We start from the raw sequence: 19,279 nt of genomic DNA on the forward strand, positions 1-19,279 counted from the left end.
ACGGCACCTAGGTATTTATTAGAAAAATAAAAGCGATGAGTGTTTGTCTATAAAACATTATTAAAAACTAAATTTTAAAATGATTTATTTTGTATCGTTATTGACTATAACAATAAACCATTTTTACGGTCAAGCGCTTTATCGAATTTTTATATAAGTTTATTTTGATGGCACGTATTCGTATAAAAATTGTTTAAATAACAACAATAAAAAAGCCCATGATGACTCATGAGCTTTTGAAAGTTAACCTGACTTTGATACGCGATGAACAACATCACTATTTTTGTATAAGGCTAATTTATACCAATCAATAATCCTTCATCGCTTGCTTGATCGCATCGATAGCGGTTGGGTTATCAAGCGTTGACATATCTCCTGTCGGTTGGTTTTCCGCCAGAGCACGAATTGAGCGACGTAAGATTTTTCCAGAGCGGGTTTTTGGCAGTGCCTGCGGAAAATAGATAGCGGCTGGTCGCGCGATGCCACCCAAAGATTTGGCGACAGCGCCTATCACTTGCTGCTCGATGCGAAAACGGTTTTCGGTGGTTTCAATCTGCGTTTGATCTTTTAGAACACAGAATGCAATAGGTAGCTCACCTTTTAGCTCGTCTTGAATACCCACTACGGCACACTCTGCCATCTCTGGATGTGTGCTGATGGCCTCTTCAATCTCTTGTGTTCCTATGCGATGTCCTGCGACGTTAATCACATCATCGGTACGCCCTAAGATATAAAAATAACCCTCTTCATCTGTCACCGCATAGTCCGAGGTTGAGTACTGCTGACCATCAAACAGACCAAAGTAGCTGCTAATAAATCGCTCGTCATTACGCCATACCGTGGTAAGGCAGCCAGGCGGTAGTGGCGCTTTAATTGCAAGTAATCCTTTTTCGCCAGCCTGACAAGGATCGCCCGTTTCCTCATTGATGACATGCGCTTCATAGCCATACATCGGGTAACCAGGTGACCCCTGCTTGTGCGGCTTATGATTGAACTTTGGCGTATGGCTCAAGATTGGCCAGCCAGACTCTGTTTGCCAATAGTGATCTAAAATTGGCACGCCTAGATGCTGAGTCAACCAACTAGCCGTTGATTCATCAAGCGGTTCACCTGCCAAAAAGAATGACTTCACACTGGAGACATCGTAACGCGTCATCCAGCTTTCGTCCTGTTTTTTGAGCATGCGCACGCCTGTGGGTGCAGTGAATAAAATATTAACTTTGTTGGCTTCAACGATACGCCACCAGATACCAGGGTTTGGCATATGCGGCAAGCCCTCATACATAATACTGGTCATACCCGCTAGCAGTGGCGCATAGATCGTATAAGAGTGCCCGACGGCCCAACCAATATCAGATATCGCCCAGAAAGTCTCGCCAGCCTTGCCATCATAGACATAATCTATCGACGTTGTCAGCGCGACGGCATGACCACCCGTATCGCGCTGAACCCCCTTTGGTGTACCGGTCGTACCAGAGGTATAAAGCAAATAGGACGGGGTATTTGACTCAAGCCAAACTGGCTCTACGACTGCATTTGCCTCACAGCTATTACGACGCTCGGCCGCATAATCAACATCGATCGCTTTGGTTTCAAATGGCAATATACCGCGATTGATCACCAGCACATGCTCTGGTTTGACAGTCGCTTGCTCGACGCCTTGATTGACTAGGTTTTTATAATTGACGACCTTACCGCCACGTAGCCCTGCATCTACGGTAATGACCATTTTTGCCTCGGCATCATCCATACGGATAGCCAAGTTATGGGCAGCAAATCCACCAAATACAACTGAATGGACGGCACCAATACGAGCACAAGCCAGCATGGCATAAGCCGCCTCTAATATCATCGGCATATAGATAATGACACGGTCACCTTTGCCAATACCGTGACGCTGTAGTACATCGGCAAAATAATTAACTTCTTTATACAAGTCATTATAAGTCAGGCGACGCTTGGTATAGTCTGTATAAAACTCAACGTTATTGCCCAAATCCTTAAACGAATCAACAACCGCTGGAAAGGTTTCTATCAACTCTTGATTAATTTCTGATGACACCCACACAAAAGCATCTTGCTCTGCACGGTCTGCCAGATGACGATCGACACAGTTATAACAAAGATTGGTCTCACCGCCGACAAACCATTTGGCAAATGGCAGATTACTGTCATCTAGAATTTGCTCAGGCTCTTTATGCCAATAGATACGCTTCGCCTGCTCAGCCCAAAACTGCTCTCGATCCGTAATAGACTCATGATAAATATCAGCGAAGTTTGGCGTGTCTGTCGTTTGGGTAGAAACTGGGGATTGGGAATGGTCGCTCATAGTAGCTGTCCTTAGCATAAACGAGAAATGAGGCAATAGTATTTTATAGTTAAGGCACTCAATAAGTTGTAACGGTATTCACCTCGCGCGACGCTCTGTCTGCGTGCAACTGGCTGATACCAACTCTAAAATGCTTCAACTATAAAAAACCATGTCTTAGTAAATACTGGTCATCCTTGCCAGAATTAAAAAACCGATACATATTGTATCGGTTTAAAATGTAGCAGAGCCTATCGGAAAGGTCAACTATTAAGCGTGTAATACGCGCTACATTTTGACGAATACAAATATTTGAACATTTAACTAATACTAATACTAAATCTCAGTTTGATTGGCATACATCTCACGCATGACTTTTTTGTCGTGTTTGCCAACGGAAGTTTTTGGTAGTTCATCAACGAACTTAAACTGACTTGGCACGCCATATTTAGGAATGATACCGCGCTCTACCGCTTTTTCTGCAATCGCTTTGATATCATCAGCACTGGTATCCTTAGCATCAGGCTTTAATACCACCAAAGCCAATGGACGCTCACCCCATTGCTTATCACGCACGCCAATCACTGACACATCAGCCACTGAGGGGTGTAATGATAAAATGGTTTCAATCTCTAATGATGAAATCCATTCACCACCTGATTTGATTACGTCTTTTAAGCGATCGGTGATTTTGATATAGCCATCAGGACGTATGTAGGCGATGTCTTGGGTATGCATGTAGCCATTTTCCCACAGCTCTTTGCCAGCGTCATCGTTTTTAAGATAGCTTTGAGTCAACCAAGGAGCTCGCAATACAAGCTCTCCTGTATTGTCTGGTCCAGTTCCCACTGATTTGTTGCCTTCACCCCATACTTGGGCATCGACCATCAATACTGGCTTACCTGTCATGCAACGACGGGCAATGTCTTCTTCTTCAGTCATTTCAGGCTCATCGAGACTAAAACCCGTTAAGCTAATAAGCGGCGCGGTCTCTGACATCCCATAGCCTGTGTAAACTTCAATGCCTTGGGCCATCGCCGTCTTGGCTAGACCTTCGGTCAATCTTGAACCACCAATAATCATTTTTAGCCCATTAAAGCTAGCGTCGCGATCTTGTGCTTCTTTGAGTACCATTTGCAAAATCGTTGGTACACAATGTGTGATACTGACCTTTTCATTGACAATTAAGTCCATCAACGTATCAGGCGCATAGCGACCTGGATAGACTTGCTTTAGACCTACCATGGTTGCTGTAAACGGAAAACCCCATGCATGCACATGGAACATTGGCGTCATCGGCATATAGACATCACCATAGCTTACGCCTTGCTTATCAGGCAGCATACCCAAGGTTGCCGCTTCTGCTAGTGTATGTAGGACTAGCTGACGATGGCTAAAGAAAACTCCTTTTGGATCACCTGTCGTGCCTGACGTATAAAAGGTCGTCGCAATGGTATTTTCATCAAAATCTGGGAAATCAAAATCGTTGTTAGCAGCTTCTAGTAACGCTTCATACTCGCCTGTGACACGGCTTTGATTGCTACCAAAGATACCTTCAGCAGTGACGCCGTTGTCATCAAGCCAGATAATATGCTCAATACTTGAGTTTTCAAACTGATAGTCTTTAACCAATGGCGCAAACTCAGAATTGAGCATGAGCACTTTAGGCTTGGCATGGTTAATGGTATAAAGGATTTTCTCAGGCGATAGACGGATATTGACGGTCTGTAAAACGTACTCTGACATTGGCACGGCAAAATAAGATTCAAGATAGCGATGACTGTCCCAATCCATCACGGCAACCACATCACCTGCATCAAGCTTTAAGTCTGCCAATACATTGGCCAAGCGATTGATACGTTCAAACAACTCTTTATAAGTCAGGCGCTTTTTGTCCGCATACACAATCTCTTGATCTTGCGATACCGTTTTTGCACGGCTTAATAGCTGCTTGACCAGTAATGGATAATCGTAGGCAGATGGTGCACTGTGGTAAATGTTTGACATAGATCTGACTTCCTTGTTTGTCGTACTTATAAGGGATAAATAACAATAATAATAACAATCAAGTTAATAGCAGCATAAAATCTACTGCGCTAACCATTTTAATTTTTATAATAACATCGTTATTGATAGTAAGAAAAAAGCGGCGCTGTGTAAAGCGGTCTTACATTAAGTATCATAAGATAGCTAACTAAACATATGCTACATCAGACAGCCAATCACTTTGCCCGTACTGTGGTTTTAATCATTCCAAAACTGGCTATTAATAACGCCAATACTTGCACAAACAATAACAACCATACGGTAAGAGACCACTGCCCTCGCGCATAAGCTATGCCACCCAGCCATGCCCCTAGCGTACCGCCTGTATAGTAGCCCATATAATATAGACCCGAAGCTAATGAACGCCCCTTTTTCACATTGACCGCGATATAACTGATGGTCGCTGACTGCGTAATAAATACACCAGACGACATAATAGCCAGTCCTATAACCACCCCCCATAACGGCGTGACCAGAGTCAATAACACCCCAACCATAGATACGACGATAGCCACCCGTACTGTACGCGCTGAGCCAAATCGGCGTAACAATGTCGTAGATAATGGCGTGATAATAACACCAAGCAAATATACTGCAAAAATATTGGCGAGCGCACCAGTACCAAGCTCATAAGGCTTATCTGCCAAATGTAAGTTGATAAAAGTGAAGCAGCCTACAAGGGAGAACAGCACGCAAGCGCCAAGCAGACATGCTGTTACCACATAGCGATTGGTGACATGCTCACCCAGCGTCTGTATCGCTGAGCGAAAATTAGGATTGGCCACAAAGTGACGAGATGACGGTAGCATCTTGCCAACCCATATTGCCCCCAATAGCGTCATCGCCGTCATCACATAGTAGCCATGACGCCAGCCAATCAGCTCATGCAAATGCCCCAACAAGAACCGACCCATAAAGCCACCAAGCACGCATCCTGACACATAAAAGGACATCAGCTCAGTCATCGCCCGTCCCTCAAACTCCTCACCGATATAGGCAATTGTCACCACCGTAATACCCGGTACAGACAATCCTTGCATAAAACGCCAAATGCCGACCCATTCAATGCTCGAGCTCTGGGCAATAAGCGCTGTTGGTATCGCTAAAAACAATAAAGCACCAACGATAAAAGACTTGCGCCCGACCGCATCTGAGAGCATACCCAAAAATGGTGACATGATGGCAATGGCTAATACAGTGGCACCAACGATCATGCCAGCCTGTACTTCAGTCGCAGCAAAATCCACCATCATGACCGGTAGCACCGCTTGGATAGAGTACACTTGCAAAAAAGCAAACATACCTATAAGACCAATTGTGAGCTTCAATATCCACGACGTTGAATGATTAGAGGTGACTGGTGGCACAGCTGTTATATCTTGGATCTGATCTTTAGAATTATTCACAGGGGATCTGACTATATTGGTTATACCATGACTGCAAATAATAACCGTCACTGGCGTGGATGATAGAGAGGAATAACGGTGATTTTGCTTATGCTAAATGTATAAGCAAAATCACCGTTATTAAACGATAAATGCTTATCATAATGACAAGCAAATTATGGTAGCACATTCACTAATATACTCAGGTTTAAAAGTGTTATTGCCTCTTGATAGATTCTTTATTTGGATTCGAGATTATCGTAGAAAAACTTGACTAGGAATCACATTTCGACTTGAGACGGTGAAGACAGTTTTCGACTCACGAGGTCAAGATCAACGTTACGTTTATTGCACATACAGGATAGTATGGTTAGATGCTATTAACTAATTTGCTACGCATTTAACTTCTTTAACGATTGATAGCGTTGACCGTTCACAATCACTACCTACGTCTATTTTTTCTAACCTAAAGGCGTGCACGACCACACAACCTTTTAAAATACGATTTACTATGATGAAAAATATGGTGCTTTCAAAACTTATTATCGCGATGAGTACATTGGTTTTCTCTACGATGGCTGTAGCAGAAATAACTGTGTCAGAAACTAGCGTTAAAGGTCTCAGTCCAGTTGGATCAACACTCGACGCTACAAACTCACTAGCGGCAGTAGACTGTATAAAGGATGACGCTATCACTGCTACTGAGCTCACTAAAACACGTGATAACGGTCCGTTTTCTGTCAGTACCAAGCATGTAAGTCGCCGATCAGCCAATGGCTTTGGTGGCGGTACCATACACTATCCAACGGATGCTGCTAGCTGTGGTCTGCTAGGTGGTATCGCTGTGGTGCCAGGTTACGTGTCTTATGAGTCTTCTATCAAATGGTGGGGACCGCGTTTGGCCTCTTGGGGATTTGTCGTTATTACTATTAATACTAGCTCCATTTACGACAATCCAGATAGCCGTGCTGAGCAATTGAGCGCGGCTCTCGATCATCTCATCGCTGATGAAACAGTAGGTCATATGATAGATCAAAATCGTTTGGGCGCTATTGGCTGGTCAATGGGCGGCGGCGGTACGCTACGACTGGCAACTGAGCGCAGTACGGTGCAAGCCATCATTGCACAAACGCCCTATCACGATACGAGCTATGGCGCGATGGATACGCCTGCTCTATTCATCGCTTGTGAAAATGACCGTATCGCCCCGAATAAAAAATATACCAATACCTTTTATCGAAAAGCTGACGGTCCAAAAATGAAGGTCGAGATTAACAACGGCAGTCATTTCTGTGCCAGTCATCGTTTTAACGAGAAACTATTAAGCAAGCCTGCTATTGCATGGATGCAGCGTTATATTAACGGTGATACCCGTTTCGATAAATTCTTATGTGGTAATGAAAACTACAAAGACGATCCTCGTATCTCAGCCTATGACTACGAAGACTGTTTATAAGCTATTTTTTAATCTACTTATAAAAGGAAGGAAAGACAGCTTTCACTGCTAATGATGACATTTAAATAACAACTCTTTTTTATTTTTACACATTTACATTGCTTCTATCTTTTTTCTTACAGACATTAATGCCATAAAAATTAATAATCATACAGTCAATCCTCTATAAATTGGATACGGTGTCAGGCTTGCTTAGTCTACAACTTGTAATACTTTCACTCGCCTTCCTTGTATCTAAATTATATTGAACCGACTATAGCGTGCTACAAACAAGTAAAACGATTGAATAAATGAACGATTAAGGAGCAATGTTGATGACTGATGAGATGTATGATTTGGGTGCAGGATTTTGGAGTATTCGAGGCTCATTTATTAAAAATGGCATACTTGATATTGGGGTTCAATGTGCACTTATAAGACTATCATCAGAGCGATTTATCTTTTTAGATAGCTATACATTAACTGGTGATGTGCGTCAGCAAGTCATGGCATTGACCAATGATGGTCAAAATGTCGAAGCCGTCCTCAATGTTCATCCGTTTCATACAGTACACTGTGCTCAAATGGCCAAAGACTTCCCGCGAGCCACCTTTTATGGCAGTAGCCGACATCCAGAGCAAGTACCTGAAGCCAATTGGGCAGATGACTTGGTCGAAAGCGATGCCGTTGCTGCACGCTACCCTGAACTCCAATTCTCTCTACCTCGAGGCATCCATTACATCTCACCCGACGAGACAGTTCATGCCAGCTCATTATTGGTCTATCATCCTGCTAGCCAGAGCATTTATGTCGATGATACCTTTGAGATACCCCCTTCCAAGTTAATAAATGCCGTGCAGCCTAACCTAGGCTTACACCCTACTACCAAAAAAGCGCTCAAAGATGAGCCAAACGCAGCTAAGCACTATTGTGATTGGGCAGTAGAGCTAGCACACGAGTGGCGCGATGGTCGTCATTTTTGCGGTGCACATTCAGGCTTAGTGGTATTTAAGGAAGGTCAGTTTGAGACAGCACTTATCTCAGCGATTGATTTGGCTCGCCCTGAGCTTGAAAAATCATAAAAGCGTGAACCTTTAGCAAACATATTATTAAAACAACTCAAAAGATGAAGCTTACAGTGAAAAAGTAGCTTTGTTTTATTTCATTTACTAGACGAGGAAAACTATAAATGACTGATCAAATTCATGATTTAGGCGCAGGATTCTGGAACATACGGGGAACATTCCGTCTCGGTGGCGTACTAAATATCGGCACTCAATGCTCGTTGGTCAAGCTACCATCAGGGAAATTTATCTTTTTGGACAGTTACGCCCTAACGGGTGATGTGCGAGATGAGGTTATGGCATTGACCAATAATGGTCAAGATGTCGAAGCGGTGCTGAACGTACATCCGTTTCATACGGTCAACTGTGCTCAAATGGCCAAAGACTTCCCGCGAGCCACCTTTTATGGCAGTAGCCGTCATCATAAAAAAGTACCAGAAATCAATTGGGCAGATGATTTGGTAGAAAGTGACGCAGTCGCTGCACGCTATCCTGAGCTTAAGTTTTCAATGTCAGAGGGCATTTATTATATCTCGCCCAATGAGATGATTCATGCAGGTTCTTTATTGGCTTATCATCCTGCCAGTCAAAGCTTGCACGTAGATGATACTTTTATGAGTCCACCAACGAAGCTATTAGAAGCTGTATTGCCTGAGCTAATACTGCATCCTACGACTAAAAAAGCCCTGAAAAACGAGCCAAACGCTGGCGCGCAATATTGCGACTGGGCGACCAATTTAGCTCATGAATGGCGTGATGTTCGCAATTTCTGCGCTGCGCACTCTTATCTTGTTCAGTTCAAAGAAGGTGGGTTTGAGAAAGCACTGGTGAAAGCCGTTAAGAAAGCTCGTCCAAAACTAGAAAACGCCTAATTTTTCACACCTTAAACATATATTTTTAATAAATATAAAAATGGGTCGCTATTACTATATTTACTAGTGTAGCGACCCATCTTTGTGTGCTAGTTACAATCATATCGCCACTATTATCGAAGCTGTTACTGAAATAGCAAAGTAGCCAACTCATCTTCATTATTAAGAATATCTGCTAATGTATAACGCTCAAGCACATTAACAAATGCGGTGAGCGCTTCAAAAAACACGCTTTTAAGCTGACAGGCTGGACTAATCACGCAGCCTAGTGATTTATTCTTTTCTTCCTCAATGAATGTCACTGGCAAATCCGCCTGATGAGCGCCCTGCTCACTATCCTTATGAGACGCTGGTACGGCAAAGCACTCTACCAGATTAAAATCAGGCTCTATCTGTTTGATCAATATGCCCAAATTAATATCTTTAGGTACACGTGCCAATCGTATGCCACCGTTTTTGCCGCGCACACTCTCTATATAACCGAGCTGGCCCAGCTGATGAATAATCTTGGTCAAATGACTTTTGGAAATACCATAACTATCAGCAATATCGCTAATATTAGCCAACAATGATGGATCTGGTCTCACGGCTAAATAAATCAATGAGCGTAGCGCGTAGTCACTATAGTTGGTCAGTCGCATGTACTTGCGTTCCTATTTTTATAAATTTTATATATTAAGCTAGGGTGTGTCATCAATTAGATTATGAGCATTAAAATAAGATAAATTCATGCTAAATAAGGAAAAGTTCGCAGTAAATATGAACATATTGACAAGAACTTTGACACAGTTTAGCGAAAATTTAGCCATTTTAAGGCCATAAATTGCATCAATGTGCTAATTGATGACACGCCCTAGACAAAGTAAGTCGCATTTTTGGTAATAACATTTGGACATAGCATTTGTAAACAGTATCGTTAGCACGCTTTAACCAAATAAACCATCAGGCCGTGGACGTGCCAGCATTGGCAGATAACTGATGCAAAATAGCACAAAACACGCTATCCAAGCACTTTGCGCCACCATAATCCACATTAGGTAATGATTCATATCTCCTAGCGGTAATAGTACGCGGCTAATAAATACTAAGACCATCAAACCGTACATAACGCTTACCGTTTTTGGCGGTTGATGAATACTGCGACCGGTATGTCCCAGAGATACTCTAGTCATCATGGCTAACGTCATCATACCAACACCAGAAATCGCCAGTCCATGCATAGCGATGCTGTGCGGATAACCGAGCCAAGGCTGTAGTGCATTCAATAAGAAACTCAAACACAAGCCTAAAAATGCAATGTACAACGACCAAAGTAATGGCTTTTGCCAAATACCGTGATGATACCATCCTATCAGACGAACGATATTAATCACTGCTACGCCAAGTGCGGTAATCGTCAGCAAATACTTATTTGGATAAAATACATCACTAATAAAAAAGGCGAAGAAAAATACTAAGCTTGCGATATCTTGTCCTTTACTATTACGTAGCTTAATGGGTTCTGACGTTTCCATATCTATACCCATACTAAGACCACGTTCAATAAAAAACGGTACTACGCGGCGGCCAATCGTTAGCACTAACCCAATGATCAAGTAGAACCCAAAATAAATGCCTATCTTGGTTGTGTTCATATCAGCATTGATAATACCCCAATAGCAGAGTCCGTTGCCAAAGAACAGCAGGGCCAGTTTTGCCAAGATACCCATTTGCTTATATTGTTTAACTTGCCATACTGCTCGACATACTACATATGCCATCGAGGCGACAAATACTACATCAAAAATGGCTGCTATATATAGCCACGAGATACTATCACCTATGAGCGTCATGCCAAGCCCAAAACCCAACCAGCTCAGACGTGCCAGCAACCAACAGATAAAGATACCTAACAATTTATAACCATGCGGCATCATAACCCCTGTCCATGTTTTGACCGCGGTTAGCAAAAACCCGGCTACCACTGCCAAGGCATAACCATACACCATTTCATGGCCGTGCCAGTATAACGAGTTCAAAACCCGTGCATCGATATCGGTGTGACCAGTAAACACAAACGTCCATAGCAGCATCGTTACTACGGCAAATAGCGCAGCAGCACTAAAAAATATGCGAAAGCTTATATTAAGGATAGGATGCGGAGAGCTTGGTGGTTTGCTAGGTAACTTGATAGATTGCATAGCCATCTTCTTAAAGAATATAGATGGCTTTAATTATAAAATTCATTTTAAATGAATGTTATTAATCTTTAGTCTAACTATCAAATATTTTACTCATCGAAGTGCTACGCTTGCGGAAATCTCTAAAATAAATTTCCCAATTATAAAAATAGAGAAATCAGGCTGGCTGTTCTTTAGCTATTATTTAGACATGACTTAGTCAATACCACTTACAACTGTAATGCCGCGATGACTAACGATATGACCACTATCGCCGTGACATACTGCCTAACTTTAAAATATGTGTGACTGATAATCTGCGCTTGATGAAGGCTATAATCAATAACCAACAGACTTATAAACCCAATCACTAATAGCCAAATAAAACTGCTGGCTGATAAGATTAAAAATCCAAGCCAAAGGCCAAGCGCAATGACATTGCTATATAATGGAAGCCTAACTGCCCACTTAGTGTCTTCAGCTAAATCTAAATGATTGCCCCAATGCGCACCTGCCATAAATGAGCCAATCACTAGTCCATAAGCACTCAATACATCGAGTACTGAACCAAGCATAGGCACGGTAACAACGTCTACTATCAATAAAAATGCACAGGCGACAAACGGAATAGCACCTGCAAAAGTTAAATAAGGACTGGGCTTTTTCATCGTTTAAACCTATCTTATGATTACTCTAATAATAGCTGTCACCTGTTAAGTGGGAGTTTTCAACATACATCAATCGCTCTTTTGAGGGTTGCCTTGCCACTGACGGATAAACTCACCATTTGGATCGTATTGCTGGGTTTGCTTGTCGAGATTGAACTGCCTGCACCCTCTTGGGTCAGCACCCACACCTGCCAGATATTGCCAATTGCCCCAATTACTGCCGACATCGTAGTCGATAAGTTGTTGCTCAAAGTAAGCTGCCCCGTAACGCCAATCAAGCCCTAGCTCATGGATAAAGCAGCTGGCAACCAGTTGTCGTCCGCGATTCGACATATAACCTGTCGCGTTCAATTGGTTCATGCATGCGTTGACGATAGGATACGGTGTCGTACCGTTTTTCCATTGTGCTAACAGATTTTCGTCCAATTGAGTTGAAGGCGCGTGCTGAGCGATGCCCTTAAACCAAAATAAATTTTGCTGGTGGGTCACAGCATACCAATAGAAATACTCGCGCCACAGCAGCTCAAACCATATCCAGTAGGTAGAATCATTTGCGACGACATCGCGCTCATAGCGACGCAGACGATTTAATACTGTATTTACAGATAGCGAGCCATTTGCAAGCCAACCGGAGAACTTTGTGGAATGCGCCCACTCATCTAGCTCGTTTCGTGTGGTTTTATAAGTGCTCGGCGCATCAGAATCAAAATAGCTATCTAAGTGATTGAGACCATTTGACTCTCCACCTCTAAAACTGGATGGCTGCTGTGATGGCTTATCAAGCTCTGCCTGATTAGACAACTGCGATTCAAAAAGGTATTCGTTCCTACTCTGCATATTGTCAGGCAATGGAGCAAGTGATTCTGGCGTTGGAGAAATGGCTATATCTTTTTCTGCATGCAGCAAATCATAGTCACTTTCGATTTGTTTACGAAATTGCGTAAAGCTCTTGGGTAAGCTCTCTAACGGTAATTCGTCAAACAAAGTCGTTGTTGTATGTATATGCCACTGTATCTCTGGATATTTCGCCTGTAGAAGCTCATGTACTTTGTTCTGATTATAATCTGCCGTCTGGCTGATGCAGATATCTGTCACTCGTTGCTGCGCTATTAGATCACTCAACTGAGTAAAGACGTCCAATGCTTTATCGTCTTTCTGTAAATACAGCAACCTATTACCCCGCTGCATCAATGACACATTTAAATCAGCTAGGCTCTCATGCAAAAACTGCTGACGAGCTTGCCCCATACTGTCGTAATAATAGGCATCGTAATGGTCTTTATCGTCTAATATATCTGTCAACGATGACGCATAAACCAATAGCAGCCTTCCATCAGTGGAGATTTCAGATGCTTTTAATAGAGTGGCATTGTCCGCCACTCGCAAGTCGTTATGGAATAGTACCAATGTGACATTTCTGTTCGCTGAGTTATTCTCTGAGTTGTTCGCTGCTTGATTTGACATACCCCATCCTTCTGGCTGTTTAGCGCTAATTTATTATTTTTAATCTTGAAATATCATATACAGTGTAAAACATACTTAGCATTCAACTATGATGCGAGCCTAATACTTGTAAGGCAATGCGCTCAGCCCCAGAAACCACTTATAAGCATTGACTATCATATGTCTGACTGCTTAAATGGCTTACCTCTAGGAGAACACCATGACTCAAAATAATACTACGACTGAAGAAAATAAATCAGATGAAAAGCGTAAACTTATCAATCGATTTTTGATGAGATTGACAAAGGAACAGCCTCAAATGTATTACGCGACCACCTCTGAGATATCGCGAAGTATTCATACAATGATAAAAGAGCACACCAACCGCCTGTCGGTAGAAGAACAAGCACTGGTGAGACAAATGACGATGGAAGAGATCGAAGGGTTGCTTGGATTTCATGCCAGATAAGAGATTGACCAACTTCAAATACGTCATTATCGGTAAGTTGCCAAATAACATACAAAAAAAGACCGCTATCAAAGCGGTCTTTTTTTTTAGCTATTAGCATTCTATTTTAGGACAGTTAGAATGGATATTCACGTGGCTCATTTTGCATTGAGATCCAATGCGTTCTAGTGAACTCTTCTAGTACCCACTCACCGTTGAAGCGGCCGATACCTGAATTTTTCTCACCACCGAATGGCGTATTGCTTTCATCATTGACTGAGATGTCATTGATGTGGGTCATGCCAGCTCTGATACCGCGAGCGAAACGTAGACCTTTTTGCATATCAGCAGTGAACACCGCGCTAGATAGACCATACATAGAATCATTGGCAATCGATAGCGCATCGTCTTCGTCTTTAGCACGGATGATACCAACCAATGGTCCAAACACTTCATTGCGTGATAGATCCATTTCACGAGTCACTTCGGTAAAGATGTGCGGCGGTACGACTTGGCCTTCAATCTCGCCACTGAGTATCATTTTTGCGCCTTCTTCCTGCGCTTTAGCGATTTTTTCTTTGAGCGATTTAACTTGTTTTTCGTTGATGATTGGGCCAACAGCGGTATCTTGCTTATTAGGATCACCGACGTTCAATGTTTTAACATGCGCTAAGAAACGCGCTACGAAATCATCATATATCTCATCTTCTACAATGACTCTGTTAATCGCGATACAGATTTGACCTTGATGCAAGAATTTACCAAAGGCAGCCGCTTTTACTGCTTGTTCGATATCAGCATCTTTTAGTACAACAAATGGACTGTTGCCACCTAGCTCAAGTGCCACTTGTTTGATGTATTCGCCGCCATTTGCCAACTCACCGATATGTTTGCCCACTGAGGTCGAACCTGTGAACGACACTAGACTTGGCGCTTTGTGTTCAACAATTGCATCACCTATCTCGCTACCTGAGCCGACCACGACGTTTAATAGACCTTTTGGTAGACCTGCTTCTTCAAACACTTTTGCAAGTAACAGACCACCTGTCACTGGCGTATCACTAGCAGGCTTGAGTACCACCGCGTTACCAAGTGCTAAGGCAGGCGCGATAGAGCGCTGAGTTAAATGTAGTGGGAAGTTCCATGGGCTAATGACAGCGACAACGCCGATTGGCTCGCGATAAATGAAGTTTTCTTTACCAGGGGTATTCGATGGACGAATCTCACCATGTACACGATTAGGGAATGTCGCTGCTTCAAGGGTAATCGCGCGCGTCGCACCGAACTCGACCATGGCTTTGATACGGGTACTGCCCGACTCTTTGATTAGCCAATCGACGATTTCTTCTTGGCGCTGATCAAGTATGTTTACGACTTTATACAACACTGCAGAACGCTCTGCTGGCGTCTGCTTGGCCCACGCTTCTTGAGCTTGGGTCGCAGCATCATAGGCTTCGTTCAACTGATCCTTGGTCGCTTGCTGGATCTCTACCAGCGTATCACCGTTATATGGGTTGGTATTGGTGTTGGTGCTATCGTCTTTACCGGTTTGCCATTCACCAGCGATGAACTGCAAATGGAAGTCACTGTATGCACTCGTAGTATTGGTTGGCATAATCATCCTTATTTTTAATTTGTTATGTTAAGTATTGGTTTTCAATTATTAAAATAAAACTATGAAGTCGGCGATATCTTAATGAGAAAATATCTGGCAAGTAGTAAGTCTAAAATCGTTACCGAGCGATCAATCAATAGTTATCAATTAAAAAGAGCTCTAATGAAAAATGATCTTTAGCAATAAATACTAACGGTAACGGATAACAACAAAACCTACCTTGCTAGACGACTGGTCTAATGCTACCATAGCTACTAATAAAACAAGACTACTTTGTCAGTGAATATTGTTGATAAAACGTAACATATATAACTATATCCTATTACAATACGCCATCAACGTGACGTTCAAATGAACGCTAGCTGTTTTAACTGACTGTTTAATACATATGCTAATACAAGCGACTACTAAGGGAGACAATCCTGTTTATGTCTAATACAGACGCAACTACCCCAGATACCAAAGCTCATTTACTTGCTACTGGCTACCAATTAATTGCTAAAAAAGGTTTTACCGCTGTTGGTCTAAAGCAAATTTTAGATACAGCAGGTGTGCCAAAGGGCTCCTTCTACCACTACTTTGCTTCTAAAGAAGCCTTTGGTGAAGCCATTATCAATCATTATTTTAGTTTATATAAGACTCGGTTAGATGTCATCGATGCACAAGATGTCAGTGCGCAGCAAAAGCTATATGATTATTTTCAAAACTGGTATGACACGCAGCAGAACGGCTGTGACCATGAGAAGTGCTTGGTGGTTAAGCTCAGCGCAGAGGTAGCTGATATGTCAGAAACCATGCGTAAGGCACTCGATACTGGCTATCAGCAGACGACCATGTGGCTCGCCAAGCAGATCAAAGCTGGCTGGCTCGATGAGTCTGTCCCTCGTCACGATAACATCTCGGCTGAGAGTATGGCCAAGCGTTGGTATTTTGCATGGCTTGGCGCAAGCTTGATTGCAAAGATTAGCCAAACCAATACGCCTTTAGCAGAAATTTGGCAAATGACAACGACCCAAATGGGACGCTAATCGTTAACTGTTCGGATTTCTAGCGACTGCACCTCTAACGTAACCATTAAGGCACATTGAATATTTATAACGCTCATAGATAGTAGCTGTCAGTACTATGCTTGAGTATTCAGTGTGCTTCATTGCCTTCTATTTTCTGAACGAATTTCTTAAAGACATTTGCAGACGGCTTAGACAGTTATACAAGAGTTTTGTAAATATCACTAGACGACTGGTCTAATTGGTGTACAATGCGCACAAATATTAAGAATGAATGTCTATACGAGCATTGCTTATCATTCATTGATTGATATCAGACAATATCTCATGTCAAAACCATTTAATTGAACCGTTTTTATTAAAAACTTTTTATTACTAATTAGGAATCTTATGAATAACTTCCAATACTACAATCCAGTCCGTATCGTTTTTGGTGAAGGTCAAATCGAGCAATTATCAGATCTAGTTCCTACTAATGCGCGTGTACTTATTACTTATGGTGGTGGTTCAGCACAGCGTACTGGTACTTTAGACGAGGTAAAAACTGCATTAGCGGCAAGCGGTAACCGTACTGTATTTGAATTCGGTGGCATTGAAGCCAACCCAGAGTTCACCACACTACTTAAAGCCGCTGATATGGTTAATGAGCACAACATCGACTTCTTATTAGCAGTTGGCGGTGGTTCTGTGATTGACGGTAGTAAATTTGTCGCACTCGTTTCTTCATTGACTGAAGAAGACGGCACTGTCTCACGTGACCAAGCTTGGGATGCCTTAACTGGTTATTGCAAAAACATCGATTCTGCTGTCGATTTGGGCGCGGTATTGACTATTCCAGCCACAGGTTCTGAGATGAACTCAGGCGGCGTTATCAACTATAGTGAACGTCAAGCAAAACTACCGTTTGGTAACCCACTTGCCTTCCCTAAATTCTCAATTCTAGATCCAATCAAAACACTTACCCTGCCTGAGCGTCAGGTTATGAATGGTGTGGCTGATGCATTTGTTCATGTAATGGAACAATATTTGACTTATCCAGTAAACGCTAAAGTACAAGATGCCTTTGCTGAAAGCTTGCTCAAAATCCTTATCGATGAAGGCCTGGTTGTTAAGCAAGATCCAGAAAACCTAGAAACACGTAAAAACATTATGTGGACAGCGACCATGGCATTGAATGGTCTGATCGGTACTGGTGTACCACAAGACTGGACAACTCACATGGTTGGTCATGAGCTGACATCGTTACATGCTATCGATCATGCACGTACGCTAACCATCGTATTGCCATCAGTGATGCGTGAGCTAAAAGAAAGCAAAAAAGAAAAACTGCTTCAGTATGCGCGTAACGTATGGAACATTACCGATACTAATCTAGACGACGATGCCATTATCGAAACAGCCATTGTTTACACTGAAAACTTCTTCCGCGAGCTTGGCTTGCCAGTTAGCCTAGAAGACGTTGACTTGACGGAATCAGCGATTGATCCAATCATCAAGCAGCTTGAAGTACATAACATGGTCAAGCTTGGTGAACATGGTACCAACGACTTAGAAGTATCACGTCGAATCTTGCAGCGCGCTGTAACTAGCAAAGCGTCTTAATAAGCGCTATAGCAAGAACTGTCAAAAGAGTTATAAGAAAAATCGCGACAGTAACAATGAGTACATATCGTTATGCTATCTATAGTAGTAGCTATTCCATGCTGAGTAGCTACTACATTTAACACCACTATAATAATGACAATTAATAAATATAAAGGAGTCCTACAATGAGCTTCGACAAACAACAGAATCAACAAACAAACCGTCAAATCAAATTGGCTAGCCGTCCTAATGGTGTACCTACTGCTGACAATTTTGACATGGCAACTAGCGACATTCCTACGCCAAAAGATAACGAGATGCTACTACGCACTGTATATCTATCACTAGATCCATATATGCGTGGGCGTATGAGCGATGCAAAAAGCTATGCAGACCCGTTAGAAGTCGGTGACGTCATCATGGGTGGTACCGTAGCGCAAGTGGTCGAGTCAAATATCGATAACTTCGCGGTAGGCGACTTAGTCGTATCAAACTCAGGCTGGCAGGACTACAGTGTCAGTGATGGCGAAGGCGTCCTCAAACTGGACAAAAACATGTCAAACCCTTCTTATGGTTTAGGCGTGTTAGGTATGCCAGGGTTTACCGGTTACATGGGGCTGACTGATATCGGTAAACCACAAAAAGGTGAAACCTTAGTTGTGGCAGCAGCCACTGGACCTGTCGGTGCAACTGTCGGTCAAGTGGGTAATCAATATGGTCTGCGCACTGTCGGTGTGGCAGGCGGCAAAGAGAAATGCGACTTTGCGGTCAATGAGCTTGGCTTTGATATCTGTATCGATCACAAAGCTGACGACTTCGCTGAGCAATTAAAAGCAGCATGTCCAGATGGTATCGACATCTACTATGAAAACGTTGGCGGTAAAGTGTTCGATGCCGTATTACCACTATTGAACGCGCATGCCCGTATCCCAGTATGTGGTCTAGTATCACAATATAACGCCACTGACTTACCTGACGGCAAAGACCGCTTGGGTATGCTAATGGGTCAAATATTGGCCAACCGTTTAACCGTCAAAGGTTTTATTATCTTTGAAGAGTACGGCGACCACTTCCCAGAGTTCTTAGAAACCATGAGCAAATGGGTAGAGTCAGGCGAAGTAAAAACCAAAGAGCACATTACTGACGGTCTAGATAATGCCCCAGATGCATTTGTCAGTATGTTAAACGGTGATAACTTTGGTAAGACTGTAATCAAAGTATCTGACGTTAAATAGTTACTGGTTA

15 protein-coding genes are annotated in these 19,279 nt (G+C 42.6%); 7 read left to right on the forward strand and 8 right to left on the reverse strand.

The window, feature by feature from the left end; all coding sequences use genetic code 11:
- Positions 1-307 precede the first annotated feature (307 nt).
- The 3 genes from ACHEVO_RS01085 to ACHEVO_RS01095 all read right to left on the reverse strand — a co-directional run bounded on the left by ACHEVO_RS01085 (position 308) and on the right by ACHEVO_RS01095 (position 5,721).
- Positions 308-2,329 (reverse strand): propionate--CoA ligase, encoded by a 2,022-nt coding sequence (locus tag ACHEVO_RS01085; RefSeq protein WP_394123577.1) that lies wholly within the window; start codon positions 2,327-2,329, stop codon positions 308-310.
- A gap of 315 nt (positions 2,330-2,644) precedes the next feature.
- On the reverse strand, positions 2,645-4,315 hold the full coding sequence (locus ACHEVO_RS01090; protein WP_394123578.1) for a fatty acid--CoA ligase: 1,671 nt from the start codon (positions 4,313-4,315) through the stop codon (positions 2,645-2,647).
- Positions 4,316-4,530: 215 nt separating this feature from the next.
- Entirely contained in the window at positions 4,531-5,721 is a 1,191-nt protein-coding gene (locus ACHEVO_RS01095) for an MFS transporter (protein ID WP_394123907.1), read from the reverse strand.
- 529 nt (positions 5,722-6,250) lie between these two features.
- Between ACHEVO_RS01095 and ACHEVO_RS01100 the strand changes: the two genes are divergently transcribed.
- From ACHEVO_RS01100 to ACHEVO_RS01110, 3 genes are all read left to right on the forward strand, one after another.
- The gene (locus ACHEVO_RS01100; RefSeq protein ID WP_394123579.1) at positions 6,251-7,195 is read left to right on the forward strand and encodes a dienelactone hydrolase family protein; all 945 of its coding nucleotides are present in this window, start codon (positions 6,251-6,253) and stop codon (positions 7,193-7,195) included.
- 314 nt (positions 7,196-7,509) lie between these two features.
- Entirely contained in the window at positions 7,510-8,256 is a 747-nt protein-coding gene (locus tag ACHEVO_RS01105; protein WP_394123580.1) for a hypothetical protein, read from the forward strand.
- 107 nt (positions 8,257-8,363) lie between these two features.
- Positions 8,364-9,110, forward strand: coding sequence for a hypothetical protein (locus tag ACHEVO_RS01110; RefSeq protein WP_394123581.1), 747 nt, complete (start codon positions 8,364-8,366; stop codon positions 9,108-9,110).
- Between the two features lie 125 nt (positions 9,111-9,235).
- Here the strand turns inward: ACHEVO_RS01110 and ACHEVO_RS01115 are convergent, their stop codons facing one another.
- The 4 genes from ACHEVO_RS01115 to ACHEVO_RS01130 all read right to left on the reverse strand — a co-directional run bounded on the left by ACHEVO_RS01115 (position 9,236) and on the right by ACHEVO_RS01130 (position 13,401).
- Entirely contained in the window at positions 9,236-9,751 is a 516-nt protein-coding gene (locus ACHEVO_RS01115; protein WP_394123582.1) for an Rrf2 family transcriptional regulator, read from the reverse strand.
- Between the two features lie 285 nt (positions 9,752-10,036).
- Entirely contained in the window at positions 10,037-11,290 is a 1,254-nt protein-coding gene (locus ACHEVO_RS01120) for an NnrS family protein (protein WP_394123583.1), read from the reverse strand.
- Between the two features lie 209 nt (positions 11,291-11,499).
- Positions 11,500-11,937, reverse strand: a complete 438-nt coding sequence (locus tag ACHEVO_RS01125; protein ID WP_394123584.1) for a DUF3429 domain-containing protein — start codon at positions 11,935-11,937, stop codon at positions 11,500-11,502.
- Positions 11,938-12,006: 69 nt separating this feature from the next.
- Positions 12,007-13,401 (reverse strand): DASH family cryptochrome, encoded by a 1,395-nt coding sequence (locus ACHEVO_RS01130; protein WP_394123585.1) that lies wholly within the window; start codon positions 13,399-13,401, stop codon positions 12,007-12,009.
- A 199-nt stretch (positions 13,402-13,600) separates the two neighbouring features.
- Here ACHEVO_RS01130 and ACHEVO_RS01135 point away from each other — a divergent pair, with 199 nt between their 5' ends.
- Positions 13,601-13,849, forward strand: a complete 249-nt coding sequence (locus tag ACHEVO_RS01135) for a hypothetical protein (RefSeq protein WP_394123586.1) — start codon at positions 13,601-13,603, stop codon at positions 13,847-13,849.
- Positions 13,850-13,964: 115 nt separating this feature from the next.
- Here the strand turns inward: ACHEVO_RS01135 and ACHEVO_RS01140 are convergent, their stop codons facing one another.
- Positions 13,965-15,443 carry an aldehyde dehydrogenase family protein gene (locus tag ACHEVO_RS01140; protein ID WP_394123587.1) on the reverse strand — a complete coding sequence of 493 codons (1,479 nt, stop codon included), beginning with the start codon at positions 15,441-15,443 and terminating at the stop codon, positions 13,965-13,967.
- 428 nt (positions 15,444-15,871) lie between these two features.
- Here ACHEVO_RS01140 and ACHEVO_RS01145 point away from each other — a divergent pair, with 428 nt between their 5' ends.
- The 3 genes from ACHEVO_RS01145 (at position 15,872) to ACHEVO_RS01155 (ending at position 19,269) form a co-directional block, all read left to right on the forward strand.
- Positions 15,872-16,471, forward strand: a complete 600-nt coding sequence (locus tag ACHEVO_RS01145; RefSeq protein WP_057760518.1) for a TetR/AcrR family transcriptional regulator — start codon at positions 15,872-15,874, stop codon at positions 16,469-16,471.
- Positions 16,472-16,840: 369 nt separating this feature from the next.
- Positions 16,841-18,052: an iron-containing alcohol dehydrogenase gene (locus ACHEVO_RS01150; protein WP_394123588.1), complete on the forward strand. Its 1,212-nt coding sequence runs from the start codon at positions 16,841-16,843 to the stop codon at positions 18,050-18,052.
- 167 nt (positions 18,053-18,219) lie between these two features.
- A complete protein-coding gene (locus ACHEVO_RS01155; protein WP_394123589.1) occupies positions 18,220-19,269 on the forward strand; it encodes an NADP-dependent oxidoreductase in 1,050 nt (349 codons plus the stop codon).
- Positions 19,270-19,279: the final 10 nt, after the last annotated feature.

The organism is Psychrobacter nivimaris (genome assembly GCF_043419765.1).
GTDB lineage: Bacteria > Pseudomonadota > Gammaproteobacteria > Pseudomonadales > Moraxellaceae > Psychrobacter.